The sequence below is a fragment of the Pinirhizobacter sp. genome (genome assembly GCF_036499745.1).
Taxonomy (GTDB): Bacteria; Pseudomonadota; Gammaproteobacteria; order Xanthomonadales; family Rhodanobacteraceae; genus Pinirhizobacter.
Window position 1 is genome coordinate 1 of record NZ_DASYDG010000028.1, and the last position, 16,255, is coordinate 16,255.

Consider the following 16,255-nt stretch of genomic DNA (forward strand, 5'->3'; position numbering starts at 1 on the left):
GCGCATGACCGCGCCCTTGCCGAACTGCTTTTCGATCTGGCCGAGGGCACTGGCGAGCGCCTTGCGCTTGTTGTCATCCATCGTTTGCATTCCCGCGTGAGGTCGTTTGATGTAGGTGTATCTTGCGCCGCGGCGATCTCAGGGACTGCGATCCACCGGGGGGATTTCAATTATCCCACACCCGCCAGGATTTCCGCGGCGGATGGGCCCCGTTAACCCGTCAGCGCAAGCAGCATGCCTTCGAGGGCGGCACCTACCGTCTGCCGGCGCACCGCCTCGCGGTCGCCGTCAAAATGGAACAACTTGGCGTGTGCATAGCCACCACGCCGTTTCCAGCCGATCCATACCGTGCCGACGGGTTTGTCCGGCGTGCCACCAGAGGGGCCTGCGATGCCGGTGACGGCCACGGCAAGGCCCGCACCGAAGCGCGACAACGCGCCGGAGACCATTTCCGTCACGGTGGATTCGCTCACTGCGCCCGTGGCCTCGAGCGTGCGCGGGTTCACCCCGAGCAGGGCTTCCTTGGCCTCGTAGCTGTAAGTAACCACGCCCGCGTCGAACCAGGCGGAACTGCCGGGGAGATCGGTGAGGCTCTTGGCGACCCAGCCGCCAGTGCATGATTCGGCGGTTACCACCATCAGGCGGCGCTCCTGGGCGGCCACGGCTACCTTGCCGGCCAATGCGTACAAATCACCATCGGTGGGAATGGAGGGGTGCTCCATGCGAGACTTTCGCTTTTGCGGGGAAGGGAACGAGACGTTCTACTCCCCCACCACCGTATCGCCAAGACTTGACGCCATGACGCAGGACGCCACCTCGCACACGCCCTTCATGCGCCAGTACCTGGCCGCCAAGGCCGAACATCCGGATGTACTGCTGTTCTTCCGCATGGGCGACTTCTACGAGCTTTTCTACGATGACGCGCGCAAGGCCGCGCGGCTGCTGGACATTACCCTCACCCAGCGCGGCCAGTCGGCCGGGGCGCCGATCCCGATGGCCGGCGTCCCCTACCATGCCGCTGAGAATTATCTGGCCCGGTTGGTGAAACTGGGCGAATCGGTGGCGATCTGCGAGCAAGTGGGGGACCCGGCGCTGTCGAAAGGGCCGGTGGAGCGCAAGGTGGTGCGCATTGTCACCCCGGGTACGGTGACCGACGCCGCCCTGCTGGAAGACCGCCGTGACAACCTGTTGTTGTCCATCGCCGCCGATGGCGTGCGCTACGGCCTGGCCTGGGTGGACCTGTCCACCGGCCGCTTCCTGCTGAGCGAAGTGAACGGCGCCGAGGCGCTGGCTGCCGAACTCGCCCGCCTGGCGCCGGCGGAGACCCTGGTGGGCGAGGATGTCGCCTGGCCCCGGATGGTCACGGGGCTGCCGGGCCTGCGCAAGCGCCAGCCCTGGCACTTCGATGGTGCGGCGGCCTTGCGCGAGCTGTGCCGCTTCTTCAAGGTGCGCGACCTCTCCGGATTCGGCGTCGATGGCATGCCCGTCGCCGTGGCGGCCGCCGGCTGCCTGCTCGGCTACGTGGAAGAAACCCAGAAGAGCGCCCTACCCCATCTTTCAGGCATGGCGGTGGAAAGCGCCAGCGAAACCATCGCCATGGACGCGGCTACCCGGCGCAACCTGGAAATCGACACCCACCCCACCGGCCGCACCGAGCACACCCTGCTGGGCGTGCTCGATGAAACCGTCACGCCGATGGGTGCGCGCCTGCTCAGGCGCTGGCTGAACCGCCCATTGCGTTCGCAGGCCGTGCTGCGCGAACGCCACCAGGCCATTGCACTTTTGCTCGACACCCGCCGGCATCTTTCGCTACGCGAACGCCTGCGCGGCATCGGCGACCTGGAACGCATCCTGGCCCGAGTGGCCTTGCGCTCGGCAAGGCCGCGCGATCTTTCCACCTTGCGCGATGGACTACTGGCGGCACCTTCGCTGCGCGATGAGATCGCATCGCTGGACAGCCCGCTGCTGCATGCCCTGGTATCGCGCATCGGTGAGCACCATGAACTTGCAGCGCTGCTGCAGCGCGCCGTGATTGAACAGCCCCCGGCATTGATCCGTGACGGCGGCGTGATCGCCGACGGCCACGATGCGGAACTGGACGAACTGCGCCGGTTATCCACGCACGCCGACCAGTACCTGGTGGAACTGGAGGAACGCGAGAAAGCCGCCAGCGGCATCACGTCGCTGAAGGTGGGCTACAACCGTGTCCACGGCTATTACATCGAGATCGGCAAGGGCCAGAGCGATCGCGCGCCCACGCACTACACGCGCCGGCAGACCACCAAGAACGCCGAACGCTACATCACCGAGGAACTGAAGGGATTCGAGGACAAGGTGCTCTCGGCCAAGGAACGCTCGCTGATGCGCGAGCGCGCCCTTTACGAGGCGTTGCTCGATACCTTGATCGAAGAGCTTGCCCCCCTGAAATCCGCCGCCTCCGCGATGGCCGAACTGGACGTGCTGGCCAACTTCGCCGAGCGTGCCGACGCCCTGGACTGGACGCGCCCGGATCTCACCGAAAACGACGGCCTGCACATCGTGCGCGGCCGTCACCCGGTGGTGGAGAAAGTACGCGACGATCCGTTCGAACCCAACGACCTGTGCCTGGACGAATCCCGCCGCATGCTGGTGATCACCGGCCCGAACATGGGCGGCAAGTCCACCTACATGCGGCAGAACGCGCTGATCGTGCTGCTGGCGCATATCGGCAGCTACGTACCGGCCACCGAGGCCTGTCTTGGCCCCGTGGACCGCATCTTCACCCGTATCGGCGCCGGCGATGATCTATCGCGCGGCCACTCCACTTTCATGGTGGAAATGACCGAGACCGCCAACATCCTGCACAACGCCACCGCACAAAGCCTGGTGCTGATGGATGAAGTCGGCCGCGGCACCAGCACCTATGACGGCCTGGCGCTCGCCCGCGCCGCCGCCGTGCACCTAGCCGCGACAAGCCACGCCTATACCTTGTTCGCCACGCACTATTTTGAACTGACCGCCCTGGCCAGTGAAATGCCGAGCGTGGCCAACGTCCACCTGGATGCGGTGGAATACGGCGACCAGCTGGTGTTCATGCATGCGGTGAAGGAAGGCCCTGCCAACCGCAGCTTCGGCCTGCAGGTGGCAGCACTGGCCGGCCTCCCGCCCTCGGTGGTGGCCGACGCACGCCGCTACCTGCAGGCGCTCGAACAGGGCCAGCAAGTGACCACCGCCAGTGCGCCGCCGGTCGCGGCACCCGGCCCGCAAATGGGATTGTTCGCCCCGCCCCTGCCTTCGGTGGTGGACGAGACGCTGCGCAGTCTCGATCCCGACACCATGACACCGCGCGAAGCGCTCGATGCGTTGTACCGGCTGCGGAAACTGATCTGAAGGCGCCACGCCTAGCCGTCTGGATTTTCCTTCATGTCCCTCAACAGGCGGCGATCCTGTTTGTCTGGACGCCCAGCCGGACGAGGCGCATGCGCATGCAGCCTCCGCATGGCTGCCTCGTTGGCGCGATGGGCAACGCTTTCGGGTGTCTCGGCATAAAGCGCCTGCGCCTGGGCAGCGGGCCCGCGCCGTTCGGATAGGTCTTGCACCACCACTTCGACCCGTTCATTGCCGCGCATCAGGCGCAGCACATCCCCCACGTGCACGGCTTTCGCCGGCTTGCAGGCACTGCCGTTCAATTCCACCTTGCCGCCGTCGATGGCCTGCTTGGCCAGCGAGCGTGTCTTGTACATGCGGGCGGCCCACAGCCAGACGTCGGCGCGGACGAATGAAGTGTTGTCTGTCATCGATCGGGAAAACCTCAGACGGCCAGGGACATCAACAGCGCATTGCCACCGACGATGGTAAACAGCGATAGCGCGATGCCGGCGCCAAGCACGGTATTGGCCAATCGTGGCTCCAGTGCATACTGGTCGGCAAGGATCGCCGCCGAGATCATCGGCGCCATCGCAGCCTGCAGCACAGCCACCACCAGCACCAGGCCGCCGTAGCCGCAGGCCATGCCCAAGGCCAGTACCAGCAAGGGCGCCAGCAAGAGCTTCCACGAAAGTCCCAGCGACAGTGCACCGGCCTGCCCCGGCTCCATGTGCAGGCGGAATTGCAGGCCCACCGAGAACAACGCCAACGGCGTTAGCGTACGGCCGACCTGTTCCAGTGCCCCGTCCACGATCGGCGGCCAGCCGCCGATCCAGCCAACGACGATGCCTGCCAGCAGTGCAAGGAAGGCGGGAAAGGTGAAGAGGCGCCGCGCCATCGCACCCACCGTGGGCCTCGCGCCTGAATAAAGCGACGCCACCACGATGCCCCCCACCGCCAGCAAGGGAAACGTTCCCAGCTGGTCGGCTACGACCGCTACCCCAAGTCCGGGACGGCCATGCAGGGCTTCGATCATCGGATAACCCATGAACGAGGTATTGCCCAGGCCGCAGACCAGGGTAAGGCAGCCGATGCGTCCGCGTGACCAGCCACGCATACGGCCCACCGACGCAAAAAGAACCCACGCGCCGAAGAAGGTGATGAAGGCTCCCGCAGCTGGTAGCCACAGCGAGGATTCAAACCGCAGCTTGGGCACCAATGCCAGCACCAGCGCCGGCAAGGCGATGTTCAGTACCCACCAGTTGATGCCGGGCACGATACCCTCGGGCAACCGCGCGAATCGGCGGCAGACGATGCCCAACAGCAGGCAGGCGAACAGGGTGACAAGGGCGGACATCGACCCATTATGCCTGCGGGTCTACACCAACCGGCAGCACGCATGGACGATTGCGTGTTGACTTGCCTGAAGCCGCGCGGGCGCCGATGGCCCCGCGCGACATCCGGCAGCGGAATATCAGCCGAGCAACACGCGATTCATGCGACGGACAAAAGACGCCGGATCATCCAGTTGCGCACCTGCGGTAATCTCGGCCTGCTCGAGCAGCAGCGCGGCAAGGTCGCCTGCCCTGGCATCGTCGCCCTCGCCCTCCAGGCGCTGGACCAATGGATGGCCTGGATTGATCTCGAGCGTGGGCTTGCCCGAGGGCATCTCGTGCCCGGCCTCGCGAAGCAGGCGTGCAAGGTGAGGGGCCATGTCGAAATCAGCCAGCGCCAGGCACGAGGGCGAATCGGTGAGGCGCGCCGATACGCGCACGTCGCCGACGCGCTCGCCCAGCAGGGCCTTGATGCGCTCGACCAGCGGCGCCGCCTGCCTGGATGCTTCTTCCTGCTTCTGCTTTCCAGCTTCATCCAGTGGCAATTCGCCCTTGGCGGCGCTCTGGATCTTCTTGCCGGCATATTCGGTGAGGTTGCCCAGCATCCATTCGTCGATGCGGTCGGACAGCAGCAGTACCTCGATGTCCTGGGCCTTGAGCGCTTCCAGTTGCGGGCTTCCGGCCGCCGCGGCGTGGCTGTCGGCGGTAATCGCCCAGATCACGTCCTGGCCCACCTGCATGCGGCCGATGTAGTCGTCCAGCGACACCACCTGGGCGGCACCGTCGCCCTTGGTCGAAGCGAATCGCAACAGTTTGGCAATGCGCTCACGGTTGGCGCTGTCTTCGACGATGCCCTCCTTGAGCGTATTGCCGAAGGCCTTCCAGAAGGTGGCGAATTTGTCGGCGTCGTCGCGGGCGAGTTTCTCGATCAGGTCCAGCACGCGCTTGACGCAGGCGGCGCGGATCTTCTCCAGCTGGCGGTTCTGCTGGAGAATTTCACGGCTCACGTTCAGCGGCAGGTCGTCGGCATCCACCACGCCGCGCACGAAGCGCAGGTAGTTCGGTAGCAGCTCATCGGCCGCGTCCATGATGAATACGCGCTTGATGTACAGCTTCAGGCCCTTGCGCTCGTCGCGACCACCCATGGCCAGGTCAAACGGCGGCTGGCTTGGGATATACAAGAGCGTGGTGAAGCTCTGGCTACCCTCGACGCGGTTGTGCGTCCAGGTGAGCGCATCGTTGAAATCGTGGCCCAGGGATTTGTAGAAACCCTGGTATTCGTCCTCGGAAATCTCCGACTTCGGACGCGCCCACAGTGCTGAAGCCGCGTTGATCGTCTCGAATTCACCTTCTTCCGGCTTGCCGTCCTTGTCCTTGGGCACGCGGATCGGGAAAGCGACGTGGTCGGAATACTTGCGGATGGTCTGGCGCAGTGTCCACGGGCGAAGGAATTCATCCTCGTCGGCTTTCAGGTGCAGGATCACCGTGGTGCCACGGGCGATATCCGGTGCATCGTCGAGCGTGTACTCGCCCTTGCCGTCGCTTTCCCACTTCACGCCCTCGTCACTGCCGGCACGGCGGCTGAGCACGGTGACCTTGTCGGCTACCACGAACGCGGAGTAGAAGCCCACGCCGAACTGGCCGATCAGGCGGGCGTCGTTCTTCTGTTCGCCCGAGAGCGCTTCGAGGTAACGGCGGGTGCCGGAGCTGGCGATGGTGCCGATGTTGGCGATCACTTCATCGCGGCTCATGCCGATGCCGTTGTCACGCACGCTCACCGTGCGGGCATCGGGGTCCCAGCTGACCTCGATGCGAAGTTCGGAATCTTCCGCAGCCAACGAAGGATCGGCCAGGGACTCGAAACGCAGTTTGTCGCAGGCGTCGGAGGCATTGGAGATCAGCTCGCGCAGGAAGATTTCCTTGTGCGAGTACAGCGAATGGGTGACCAGGTGCAGGACCTGGGCGACTTCAGCTTCGAAGCGGCGGGTTTCGGTACCAGTGGTCATGGGTCGTGGGAACCTTACAGATGTTGTTGAAAAGGAGAGGCCGCGGCGCCTCCCGGCGCCGCGGCCTTCGGGAACGGTGAGTCCGCTAGTTTACGCCGTACGCTGCAGGGCTGCGATGCGCTCGGGTAACGGCGGATGGCTCATGAAGAGCTTCTTAAGGCCTTCAGCGAGCGGGCCGGCAATACCGAAGGCGGCGATCGTCTGCGGCAGGGTGGATTCGCCGTGGTTGGCGGACAGGCGTTGCAGGGCCGAAACCATCGAAGCGCGGCCGGCAAGGTTCGCCCCGGCGGCATCGGCGCGGAATTCGCGCCAGCGCGAAAACGCCGCCACGATCATCGAGGCGAACAGGCCGAACACCACCTGCAGCACCATCACCACCACGAAATAACCGATGCCACCACCGCCATCGCGCTCGCGTCCACCGGAAAGCCAGCCATCGACCACGCGGCCGACGATACGCGCCAGCACGATCACCAGGGTGTTCAGCACGCCCTGGACCAGGGTGAGGGTCACCATGTCGCCGTTGGCGACGTGGCCGATCTCGTGGCCAAGCACGGCGGAAACCTGCTCGCGGTCCATCTGCTGCAGGAGGCCCGTGCTGACTGCCACGAGCGCGCTGTTGCGGCTCATGCCAGTGGCGAAGGCGTTCATCTCGGGGGCGTCGTAGATGGCCACCTCCGGCATGCCGATGCCGGCCTTTTCCGCGTGCTTGCGCACGGTGGCCAGCAGCCAGCGCTCGGTGTCATTGCGCGGCTCGGTGATCACCTTCGCACCGGTGGACATCTTGGCCATCCACTTGGAAAGGGCCAGCGAGATGAAGGCGCCGCCCATGCCGAAGACGGCGGCAAAGGCCAGCAGACCGCCAAGGCCTACGCCCTGGCGTGCCGCCCACTGGTCGATCCCGAACAGGTGGCAGACGACCGACAGCAGCAGCAAGACGGCGATGTTGGTACCGAGGAACAGGGCAATGCGCAGCACGTGGTTTTCTCTCTTGCGTCCGTGGATAGAGTGAAGACCATTTCTGCGGGCGCCGGTTCCTCGTTTCAAGGTGAACGGCGTTCCCCATCTTGCTGTCGTGGCAGCTAAAATTGCCCAATGACCTATCGCGGCCGCTTCGCTCCCTCGCCCACCGGTGACCTCCACGAGGGATCCCTGCTGGCCGCCGTGGCCAGCTGGCTAAGGGCGCGCCAGCACCACGGCACGTGGCTCGTGCGCGTAGACGACATCGATCCGCCACGAGAGGTAAGCGGCTCGGCGGCGTCGATCCAGTCCACGCTGACCTCGCTGTCCCTGCACCCGGATGAACCGGTGTGGTTCCAGTCAGCGCGCCACGACGCCTACCACCATGCTTTCCTCAAGCTGCGGACCTCCGGACTGGCTTATGCCTGCTGGTGTTCGCGCGCAGACCTCGCCGCCGCTGGCGGCATCCATCGCGGCCCTTGCCGGTCGCCGCCGCGTGACAGGCCGCCTGCCTGGCGCCTGCGCGTTGGCGATGCCGTCATTGAATGGCTCGATCTGGTATCCGGCCCGCAGGCGTGGCCCATGGCCGATGGCGGTGATTTCGTCGTGCTACGCGCCGACGGCTTGTGGTCGTACCAGCTTGCCTGCGCCGTGGACGATGCAGCCCAGGGCATCAGCGAGGTCGTGCGCGGGCGCGACCTGATCGATTCCACACCGCGCCAGATACTGCTACAGCGCCTGCTGGACCTGCCCACACCCGCCTACGCCCACCTTCCCCTGCTGGTGGGTGTGACGGGCAGCAAGCTGGCCAAGTCCACCCACGCGCCTGCCGTCGACACCGATGGCCTGCCGGCCCTGCGCCGGACGCTTGCGCGGTTGGGCATGCCTGGTGCGCCTGAAGGCGACGCCGCCACGATGCTTGGCTGGGCCCTGCCGCGGTTCGATCTGGCGTCGGTCGCGGACAAAGTAGCCATCCATATGGCCGAACCGTTATAACGTCGGATCAAACGGCGTTCGCCGGACCGAACATTCCAAGGAAATACTTCCAATGACGCAACGCACGGCCCTGGTCACCGGCGGTACGGGTGGCATCGGCACCGCATTGGTGCGGCACCTGATCGACCAGGGGCATCGCGTTGCCAGCAATTACCGCGACCGCGACAAGGCCAACGCCTGGGGCCAGCGCATGCGGGAGCTCGGTTATGAAGTCACCCTGGTCTATGGCGATGTCTCGGACAATGTCTCAAGCCAGGCCATGGTCGAAGAAGTGGAAGCGGCCATCGGGCCGGTCGACATCCTGGTCAACAACGCCGGCATCACCCGCGACAGCACGTTCCACAAGATGGACTACCAGCAGTGGAGCGAGGTGGTACAGACCAACCTGAACGCCTGCTTCAATGTCACGCGGCCGGTGATCGAAGGCATGCGTGCGCGGCGTTGGGGGCGGATCGTGCAGATCAGCTCGGTGAACGGCCAGAAGGGCCAGTACGGCCAGGCCAATTACGCCGCGGCCAAGGCCGGCATCCACGGTTTCACCATTTCCCTGGCGTTGGAAAATGCCCGCTATGGCATCACCGTGAATACGGTGTCGCCCGGCTACATCGCCACCGACATGGTCAAGGCCGTACCGCTTGAAGTGCGTGAGAAGATCGTGGCCCAGATCCCGATGGGACGCATGGGTCATCCCGACGAAATCGCCCGTGCGGTCACGTTCCTTACCGCACAGGAGTCGGAATGGATCACCGGCGCCAACCTCGCCATCAATGGCGGGCACTACATGGGCTGGTAGCGCTGCCGGCCACGCCTTAAGCCAGCAATTTTTCCAGGATCTTGCCCACCGCCGCGAAGGCGAAGGTACCCGTGACGTGGGTGGCGGCGCCCAGGCCACCCCCGCAATCGAGCTTCAGCGCATCGCCGCCTTCCGGACGGATACCGCACACGCTGCCGTCGGCCTGGGGGTACTGGACGTTCTGCAGTGAATACACCGCCGATACACCGAAGTAGCGGTCGGTGTTCTTCGGGAAGCCGAAGTCCTGGCGGAGCTTCTTGCGGATCAGGCTGAACATGGCGTCGTGCTCGGTGCGCGAGAGATCGCGCACCCGCACCTGGGTGGGATCGGTACGGCCACCGGCCGAGCCCACCGTCACCGTGGGGATCTTCTGCCGCCGGCACCAGGCGATTGCCTCGACCTTCACCCGGAACGCATCGCAGGCATCTAGCACGGCATCGTAGCCGCGGTCGAGCAGTTCATCGAGCGTACTGGTGGTAAGGAAGCGCTCGATCGGATCAAGCGCGATGTCGGGGTTGATTGCCCGCAACCGCTCGGCCACCACCTGCACCTTGTTGCGTCCGTACTGGCCATCGAGCGCATGCGACTGGCGGTTGGTGTTCGACAGGCAGATGTCGTCGGCATCGATCAGGGTGATCCGCCCCACGCCTGATCTCGCCAGCGCCTCGGCCGCCCACGAACCCACCCCCCCGACACCAATGACGCAGACGTGGGCCTGGCCCAGGCGAGCGAGCGAGCCGGCGCCATACAGACGCTCGATGCCGGCGAACCGCTCGTGCGCGGTAGTGACGGCCGGCGCCAGGGCCAATGAGGGAACTGACATCAGGGTATCCGCTTAATGCATTGAATGGATTATATTTCAAAGCGTAAGGATCGACGGTCGGCTATGCTTGGCCCCCGTGCTTAGGAGGGAAACCATGCGAGCCATCATCCTTTTGGTCATCGGCCTGGCCGTGGGCGCAATGTGCGCCACCTACGCGGCCAATACAGTGGCGGCGCGGCACGCCTATACAAGGGGTGTCATGGCCATCATGCAGCACCATGCCACTGCCCTGGGCGCCCAGGTCAAGGCCGGCCAGTGCCCTGCCGACACCAGCCTGGACCACCTCCGCCGTATCAATGGCACCGCCGCCGAGATTGAATCGGCCTTTGCCGGCGCGGATGCCGACTTCTTCAAGCATGCCCACGCGCTGGCCGATGCCTCGGCGGCCGTCATCGCCAGTCCCCCCGCCGACTGCCCGGCGCTGAAGCAGGCAATGGCGAAAGTGGGCGAAACCTGCAAGAGTTGCCACGAGCTTTATCGCTAGGCATTTCCACGGAAGCCTTGCCCAAGGATGAAACCGCCCGTCCAACGCTCTACCGGGCCGCTGCGCTTCCTGCGCATGCGGGCGTGGCTGCTGTACCGCGCGCTGACGCGGTTCGAGACCACCATGTTCGCCCGTACCCGCTACTCGCAACCGAAGATGGTGGCGATCGGCGTCGTTGGCGCGCTCAGCCTGATGTTCTACTACCCGATCTGGGCGTGGCTATTTCCGCAGCCATACGAAAACTTCGGCCTGCGACTGGCCTGCAGCGTGCTGTTCGTACCGCTGGCCCTGCTGCCCTGGTGGCCCCGGCGCGCGCGTGCCTGGCTACCGAGCTACTGGTATGCGGTGATGACCATCTGCATGCCCTTCTTCGTCGGCTATATGACCCTGCGCAACGGCACTGCCGTATGGCTGATGACCCACCTGGCAGTGATCATGTTGCTGATGATGCTGTTCGATGTGTCCAGTTTCGTGCTGGTATTCGTGGTCGGCAGCCTGATGGCCACGGTGGCCTACCTGGTAACCCCACACCAGCCATTCAACTCCGCCGCCTTCATCGAATACATCCCGCTGCTGTTGTTCGCCACGGCCGGTGGTGCGGTGTGCACGGTGTCCGCCTCAATGGCCGAACAGAACCGCCTGGACGCCCTCACCGCCGCATCGAACAACATTGCCCACGAGCTGCGCACCCCGCTGGGTTCGGTGCGCATCGCCGCCCAGGCCGTGCGCCGGTACCTGCCGGACCTGCTGCAAAGCCACAGGACCGCCCTCGATGCGGGCCTGACGGTGGCCGAATTGCGCGACAACCACCTGATGGCACTGGAGCGCAGCATCGGCATCATGGAGCGTGAGGTGGAGTACTCCAACACCATCATCGACATGCTGCTTTTGGCCGCCCGGCCCATTGGCGAAGTACGCCCGACGGAGCTTTCCGCCCTGGCATGCGTGGAACAAGCGCTCAACCGGTATCCTTATGGCTCCCGGGCCGAGCGGGACCGGGTTCGGCTGGAGGCCGCCGGGGATTTCCTGTTCATGGGCGTGGAGAGCCTGCTGGTCCACGTGGTCTTCAACCTGGTGCGCAACGCCCTGTTGCATACCGGGCGCGCCGGCAAGGGCATCATCCAGATCTATATCGAGCCGGGAGCCGGGGACCACGTGATCCGTGTCCACGACACAGGTCCAGGCATCCCGCCAGACGTCCTGCCGCGGATCTTCAACCGGTTCTATTCACATTCGGACGACAAACATGGCGTGGACGGCTTAGGGATCGGGCTCGCTTTTTCCCGCGCGGCCATGGAGCATATGGGCGGGACCATCCGATGCAGTTCGCACTGGGGGGAATTTACTGAGTTCACCCTGACCTTTCCTCCACCCGATCCCGAACGGCAACCATGACGCTCAACGTGCAGGGTGATATCCAACCCTTCCACTTCCCGACCACAACGGTCCTGGTGGACGACCACGAGGAATACCTCGATGTCGTGCCGCTTTTGCTCGACCCGATGCTGCGTGTGCGGACATATTCCTCCCCACGCCAGGCGCTGGCGACATTGGGCAACAATGGCAGCCGGCCGGTGCCCGGGGGTGGCTGGCTGTACCGCTGGAAAGACCGTCCCTCCGATACCCAGGAACTGGTCGCCCTTGACATCGACTCCATCCACCGCGTGGTCTACGACCCGGAGCGCTTCGCCGAAGTGTCCGTGGTGGTGGTCGATCAGGTCATGCCCGAGATGGACGGCATCACATTCTGCAAAAGATTGCCGAATCCGCATGTGGGAAAGATCTTGCTTACCGGCCGGGCCGACGATGCCACCGCGATCGAGGCCTTCAATGCAGGGATCATCGACCGGTTCATCCGCAAGAACGACCCTGCCGCCATCGACAAGCTGCAGACAGCCATCGTGGAACTGCAACGGCGGTACTTCGACCGCGCCAGTGCCTTCGTGGCCGAGACACTCGCCCTGGGCAACTTCCGGTTCCTGCGCGACCCGGCCTTCCGCGAGGTATTGCAGGGCATTACCGCCACCTTCCAGCCGGTGGAATGCTACGTGCACTGCAATCCCACCGGCCTGTTGTTGCTCGACGCCTGGGGCATCGGGCGCTTCCTGCTGGTTCAGACCGACGAAGACCTCCGCGCCCATTATGAGATCGCCGCCGATCTAGGCGCCCCGCCCTCGTTGCTCGAAGCCCTGCGCGGTGGCGAGGCGCTGCCCTGGTTCCCATCACGGGACGGGTTCTATCACAAAAGCCTGGAGAATCCCGAGGCAAGCCTTTACCCGTCCACGGCGATTTCAGGCGAGCAGTGGTACTACTACGCGTTGATCGACCACGTGGAACGCTTCCGCCTGCAGCATGTGAAGTCGTATCGCAGCTGGCTGCGCGAGCAGGATCTCAACGCCTCAATCGGTCATGTCCCGAAGCTGATCTGAAGCCGGGACAGGCAGGGTTCGCCAGCAGAATTCACGGCTTTTTACCCGGCGTAAAACCATAAGCGATGCGAACCGTCTGATATTTTAGCGGTTGCATTGCAAATCGTGGCTGATCAATATCGGCAGAATAGCGATTCCATCACAGCCTAATCACTTCATTTGCAGTGATTGTGACGCAGTTCGCTGCCATGATGAGTTATCGGGCCATCCGCTGCTCTCTCCAATACCGCCGGTCCAGGCAGGGCTGGTGATCGGTTCCGCACATCCGCGCTGCGGTTCCGTCCAGACAGGGATGTGCTCTATCCCCCGGCAACCGAGAGGCCAACATGAGTAACGTTTCCCCGATCCACCGTTCCACCCCCGTGTCAGCACCCGCGCTACCTGCTTTCGTCACCCGCCGCGTCGAGCGCTTCCACACTCAACGCGTGGCGGTGGACTGGGGCGGCCGGCACATCCTGCGCGGCCGCCATCCCAAGCCTGGCGACCTGATGCTGCAAAGCAACGATTACCTGGCCATCGCCGGCCACCCGCAGATTGTCGAGGCGCAACGTGAAGCCCTGGCGACAGGCGGCCTGGGCATGATGATGTCCGCGCTGTTCATGCAGCACGAAGACGAACCCCTGCACCAGGTGGAAGCCGAACTCGCCCGTGCCGTGGGCACCGAGTCCGGCATCCTGGCGCAGTCGGGCTTCGCCGCCAACGTGGGCCTGATCCAGTCGATCGCCGACGAGCGCGTACCGGTGTACGTGGATATGCTCGCCCATGCTTCCCTATGGGAGGGCATCAAGAGTGCAGGCGCCAAACCCGTACCGATCCTGCACAACGACCTGGGCCACCTGGAGCGCCACGTATTGCGGCATGGCCCGGGCATCATCGTGGTCGATTCGGTATATAGCACCAACGGCAGCGTGGCCCCACTTGCGGCCATCGCCGACATTGCCGAGCAGTTCGGCTGCGTGTTCATCGTGGATGAATCCCACTCTCTGGGCACCCATGGCGCCCGTGGCGAAGGCCTGGTGGCGAGCCTCGGCCTGAACGAAAAGGTGCATTTCGTTACCGCGAGCCTGGCCAAGGCCTATTGTTCGCGGGCCGGGTTCATCGGCTGCGGGCATCGCTTCAAGGATTATTTCGGATGCGAAGCGCTGCCGGCCATCTTCAGTTCGTCACTGTTGCCACATGAACTGGCCGGCATGGCCGCCTCGCACCGGGTGATCCAGAACGAAGGCTGGCGCCGCACCCGTTTGCGCCAGGTCACCCACCAGGTGCGCAATGCCCTGACGGACCTGGGCTATCCCATCGAGGACGGAACCGAGCAGATCATCGCCTTCGAAGGCGGAGCGGAACTCCTTACCGGCCGCGTGCGCGACGTGATGGAGGAGCACGGCATCTTCGGTTCGGTGTTCAGCGCCCCGGCCACCACGCTCAATCGTTCCCTGCTACGGCTGACATTGAATGCCGGCATGGACGAGGCGGACGTGGACCGCCTGATCGACACGTGTGCACTTATCCGCGACAAGCTCGACATTCCCTCGTGGAGCGCGCACAAGCGGGCCGTCCGCCGGGCGAGCGATCGTGAACTGGAAAACGTGGCCTGAAGGGGAAGGATCCCTGGCACGACGGCCAGCCGGTAGTGCGGGACAGGGTCAGCGGATGCTGACCCTGCCGCGCAGGATGTCCCAGAACATCACCCAGTCGCCCGCCAGGCTGTAGAACGGGTGGCTGAAGGTGGCCGGGCGGTTCTTCTCGAAGAAAAAGTGGCCGACCCACGCGCAGCCATAGCCGCCAACAGGCGCCAACCAGAGCCAGGCCAGTCGCCCGGTCGAGGCTGCCAGCACGATGCTCACGATCACCAGCACGCTGCCGGCGAAGTGCAACCGACGGCTGCGCACATCACTGTGCTCGTTAAGATAGAACGGGTAGAACTGGGCGAAGCTGGCAAATCGCGCCATGGCAAAGCTCCCTTACCAGGCCCGCCCATACTGGAGGGGCGCCTGGATCTTAACGCCCAGCTCCGATGCTGCGCGACGGGGGAAGTACGGGTCGCGCAAGAGCTCCCGCGCCAGCAGGACAACGTCGGCGGATCCGTCGCTGATCACCTTGTCAGCCTGCGCTGAGTCGATGATCATCCCTACCGCACCGGTAGCCATGCCCGCCTCGTGGCGGATCCGCGAAGCAAAGTGAACCTGGTACCCAGGGCCAACGGGGATCTTCGCGCCGGCCACGTTGCCGCCGGAGGAAACATCGATCAGGTCCACGCCCAGCTCTTTGAGCATGCGCGACAACTGAACGCTCATCGTGTCGTCCCAGCCGCCGTCGATCCAGTCCGTTGCCGAAATCCGCACCCACACCGGCAGGGTTTCCGGCCATACCTGGCGTACCGCCCGCACGACTTCGCGCAACAGCCGCGTGCGCCCTTCAAGGTCGCCGCCCCACTGGTCGGTCCGATGGTTGGAAAGAGGTGAAAGGAACTGGTGCAGCAGATAGCCGTGCGCCGCGTGGATTTCCACAAGCTCGAAACCGGCGGCGGCCGCCCGGCCGGCGGCGATGCGGAAGGCCTCGATCACGGCCTGGATGCCCGCTTCGTCGAGCTCGGCCGGCACGTGCCAGCCCTCATCGAAGGGCAGCGCCGACGGCGCCACCGTCGGCCAGGGTGATTCATCCCTGCCGAGCGGGCCGCCGCCCTGCCAGGGCAACTGGGCACTGGCCTTGCGACCGGCATGGGCCAGTTGCACGCCAGCATGGGCACCCTGTGAACGGATGAAGGCGGTAATCGGCTGCCAGGCTGCAATCTGGGCATCGTTCCAGATGCCGGTGTCGCCGTGGGAAATGCGGCCCTCAGGCAACACCGCGGTGGCCTCGCTGACCACCAGGCCCGCGCCGCCAACGGCGCGCGAACCCAGATGTACAAGATGCCAGTGGTTGGGCAAGCCATCGGTGGCGCTGTATTCGCACATGGGTGACATGACAATGCGGTTGCGCAGTTGCAAACCACGTTGCTGCAGCGGCTCGAACAGGGACATGAATATTCCTCGACGGAGGTAAATATCCAACGTGCCGCTACGGCCGGCTCATATCAAGCGGTCGC

General features: G+C 64.6%; 15 protein-coding genes. 7 read left to right on the forward strand and 8 right to left on the reverse strand.

The window, feature by feature from the left end; genetic code table 11:
- Positions 1-212: 212 nt before the first annotated feature.
- Entirely contained in the window at positions 213-722 is a 510-nt protein-coding gene (locus tag VGM61_RS09810; RefSeq protein WP_331522611.1) for a CinA family protein, read from the reverse strand.
- A gap of 76 nt (positions 723-798) precedes the next feature.
- On the opposite strand from VGM61_RS09810, the gene mutS reads away from it, so the two are divergent.
- The gene (mutS, locus tag VGM61_RS09815) at positions 799-3,369 is read left to right on the forward strand and encodes a DNA mismatch repair protein MutS (protein WP_331522612.1); all 2,571 of its coding nucleotides are present in this window, start codon (positions 799-801) and stop codon (positions 3,367-3,369) included.
- Positions 3,370-3,380: 11 nt separating this feature from the next.
- Here mutS and VGM61_RS09820 read toward each other — a convergent pair whose 3' ends face one another.
- The 4 genes from VGM61_RS09820 to htpX form a co-directional block, all read right to left on the reverse strand.
- Positions 3,381-3,776 (reverse strand): RNA-binding S4 domain-containing protein, encoded by a 396-nt coding sequence (locus tag VGM61_RS09820; RefSeq protein WP_331522613.1) that lies wholly within the window; start codon positions 3,774-3,776, stop codon positions 3,381-3,383.
- Positions 3,777-3,790: 14 nt separating this feature from the next.
- Complete coding sequence (locus VGM61_RS09825) at positions 3,791-4,702, reverse strand: AEC family transporter (RefSeq protein WP_331522614.1); 912 nt, start codon at positions 4,700-4,702, stop codon at positions 3,791-3,793.
- A gap of 117 nt (positions 4,703-4,819) precedes the next feature.
- Entirely contained in the window at positions 4,820-6,685 is a 1,866-nt protein-coding gene (gene htpG / locus VGM61_RS09830; protein ID WP_331522615.1) for a molecular chaperone HtpG, read from the reverse strand.
- A 90-nt stretch (positions 6,686-6,775) separates the two neighbouring features.
- Positions 6,776-7,663, reverse strand: coding sequence for a protease HtpX (gene htpX / locus VGM61_RS09835; protein WP_331522616.1), 888 nt, complete (start codon positions 7,661-7,663; stop codon positions 6,776-6,778).
- Between the two features lie 117 nt (positions 7,664-7,780).
- Here htpX and gluQRS point away from each other — a divergent pair, with 117 nt between their 5' ends.
- Positions 7,781-8,641, forward strand: a complete 861-nt coding sequence (gluQRS, locus tag VGM61_RS09840; protein ID WP_331522617.1) for a tRNA glutamyl-Q(34) synthetase GluQRS — start codon at positions 7,781-7,783, stop codon at positions 8,639-8,641.
- A 52-nt stretch (positions 8,642-8,693) separates the two neighbouring features.
- Positions 8,694-9,434 carry an acetoacetyl-CoA reductase gene (phbB, locus tag VGM61_RS09845; protein WP_331522618.1) on the forward strand — a complete coding sequence of 247 codons (741 nt, stop codon included), beginning with the start codon at positions 8,694-8,696 and terminating at the stop codon, positions 9,432-9,434.
- Positions 9,435-9,450: 16 nt separating this feature from the next.
- Here the strand turns inward: phbB and VGM61_RS09850 are convergent, their stop codons facing one another.
- Positions 9,451-10,257, reverse strand: coding sequence for a tRNA threonylcarbamoyladenosine dehydratase (locus VGM61_RS09850; protein ID WP_331522619.1), 807 nt, complete (start codon positions 10,255-10,257; stop codon positions 9,451-9,453).
- A gap of 94 nt (positions 10,258-10,351) precedes the next feature.
- On the opposite strand from VGM61_RS09850, the gene VGM61_RS09855 reads away from it, so the two are divergent.
- The 4 genes from VGM61_RS09855 to cqsA all read left to right on the forward strand — a co-directional run bounded on the left by VGM61_RS09855 (position 10,352) and on the right by cqsA (position 14,765).
- Complete coding sequence (locus tag VGM61_RS09855; protein ID WP_331522620.1) at positions 10,352-10,741, forward strand: cytochrome c; 390 nt, start codon at positions 10,352-10,354, stop codon at positions 10,739-10,741.
- A 27-nt stretch (positions 10,742-10,768) separates the two neighbouring features.
- Positions 10,769-12,136 carry a HAMP domain-containing sensor histidine kinase gene (locus VGM61_RS09860; protein ID WP_331522621.1) on the forward strand — a complete coding sequence of 456 codons (1,368 nt, stop codon included), beginning with the start codon at positions 10,769-10,771 and terminating at the stop codon, positions 12,134-12,136.
- Positions 12,133-13,170 carry a response regulator gene (locus VGM61_RS09865; RefSeq protein ID WP_331522622.1) on the forward strand — a complete coding sequence of 346 codons (1,038 nt, stop codon included), beginning with the start codon at positions 12,133-12,135 and terminating at the stop codon, positions 13,168-13,170. The genes VGM61_RS09860 and VGM61_RS09865 overlap by 4 nt, the downstream gene beginning before the upstream one ends.
- Positions 13,171-13,496: 326 nt before the next feature.
- Complete coding sequence (gene cqsA, locus VGM61_RS09870) at positions 13,497-14,765, forward strand: alpha-hydroxyketone-type quorum-sensing autoinducer synthase (RefSeq protein ID WP_331522623.1); 1,269 nt, start codon at positions 13,497-13,499, stop codon at positions 14,763-14,765.
- Positions 14,766-14,813: 48 nt separating this feature from the next.
- Here cqsA and VGM61_RS09875 read toward each other — a convergent pair whose 3' ends face one another.
- Complete coding sequence (locus tag VGM61_RS09875) at positions 14,814-15,119, reverse strand: DUF962 domain-containing protein (RefSeq protein WP_331522624.1); 306 nt, start codon at positions 15,117-15,119, stop codon at positions 14,814-14,816.
- A 12-nt stretch (positions 15,120-15,131) separates the two neighbouring features.
- Positions 15,132-16,190 (reverse strand): NADH:flavin oxidoreductase/NADH oxidase, encoded by a 1,059-nt coding sequence (locus tag VGM61_RS09880; RefSeq protein WP_331522625.1) that lies wholly within the window; start codon positions 16,188-16,190, stop codon positions 15,132-15,134.
- Between the last annotated feature and the right edge of the window lie 65 nt (positions 16,191-16,255).

What these genes read in the sequence shown, in the direction of transcription:
- VGM61_RS09810 (WP_331522611.1), bottom strand. Translation starts at nt 722, where the DNA reads ATGGAGCACCCCTCCATTCCCACCGATGGTGATTTGTACGCATTGGCC.
- mutS (WP_331522612.1), top strand. Translation starts at nt 799, where the DNA reads ATGACGCAGGACGCCACCTCGCACACGCCCTTCATGCGCCAGTACCTG.
- VGM61_RS09820 (WP_331522613.1), bottom strand. Translation starts at nt 3,776, where the DNA reads ATGACAGACAACACTTCATTCGTCCGCGCCGACGTCTGGCTGTGGGCC.
- VGM61_RS09825 (WP_331522614.1), bottom strand. Translation starts at nt 4,702, where the DNA reads ATGTCCGCCCTTGTCACCCTGTTCGCCTGCCTGCTGTTGGGCATCGTC.
- htpG (WP_331522615.1), bottom strand. Translation starts at nt 6,685, where the DNA reads ATGACCACTGGTACCGAAACCCGCCGCTTCGAAGCTGAAGTCGCCCAG.
- gluQRS (WP_331522617.1), top strand. Translation starts at nt 7,781, where the DNA reads ATGACCTATCGCGGCCGCTTCGCTCCCTCGCCCACCGGTGACCTCCAC.
- phbB (WP_331522618.1), top strand. Translation starts at nt 8,694, where the DNA reads ATGACGCAACGCACGGCCCTGGTCACCGGCGGTACGGGTGGCATCGGC.
- VGM61_RS09850 (WP_331522619.1), bottom strand. Translation starts at nt 10,257, where the DNA reads ATGTCAGTTCCCTCATTGGCCCTGGCGCCGGCCGTCACTACCGCGCAC.
- VGM61_RS09855 (WP_331522620.1), top strand. Translation starts at nt 10,352, where the DNA reads ATGCGAGCCATCATCCTTTTGGTCATCGGCCTGGCCGTGGGCGCAATG.
- VGM61_RS09860 (WP_331522621.1), top strand. Translation starts at nt 10,769, where the DNA reads ATGAAACCGCCCGTCCAACGCTCTACCGGGCCGCTGCGCTTCCTGCGC.
- VGM61_RS09865 (WP_331522622.1), top strand. Translation starts at nt 12,133, where the DNA reads ATGACGCTCAACGTGCAGGGTGATATCCAACCCTTCCACTTCCCGACC.
- cqsA (WP_331522623.1), top strand. Translation starts at nt 13,497, where the DNA reads ATGAGTAACGTTTCCCCGATCCACCGTTCCACCCCCGTGTCAGCACCC.
- VGM61_RS09875 (WP_331522624.1), bottom strand. Translation starts at nt 15,119, where the DNA reads ATGGCGCGATTTGCCAGCTTCGCCCAGTTCTACCCGTTCTATCTTAAC.
- VGM61_RS09880 (WP_331522625.1), bottom strand. Translation starts at nt 16,190, where the DNA reads ATGTCCCTGTTCGAGCCGCTGCAGCAACGTGGTTTGCAACTGCGCAAC.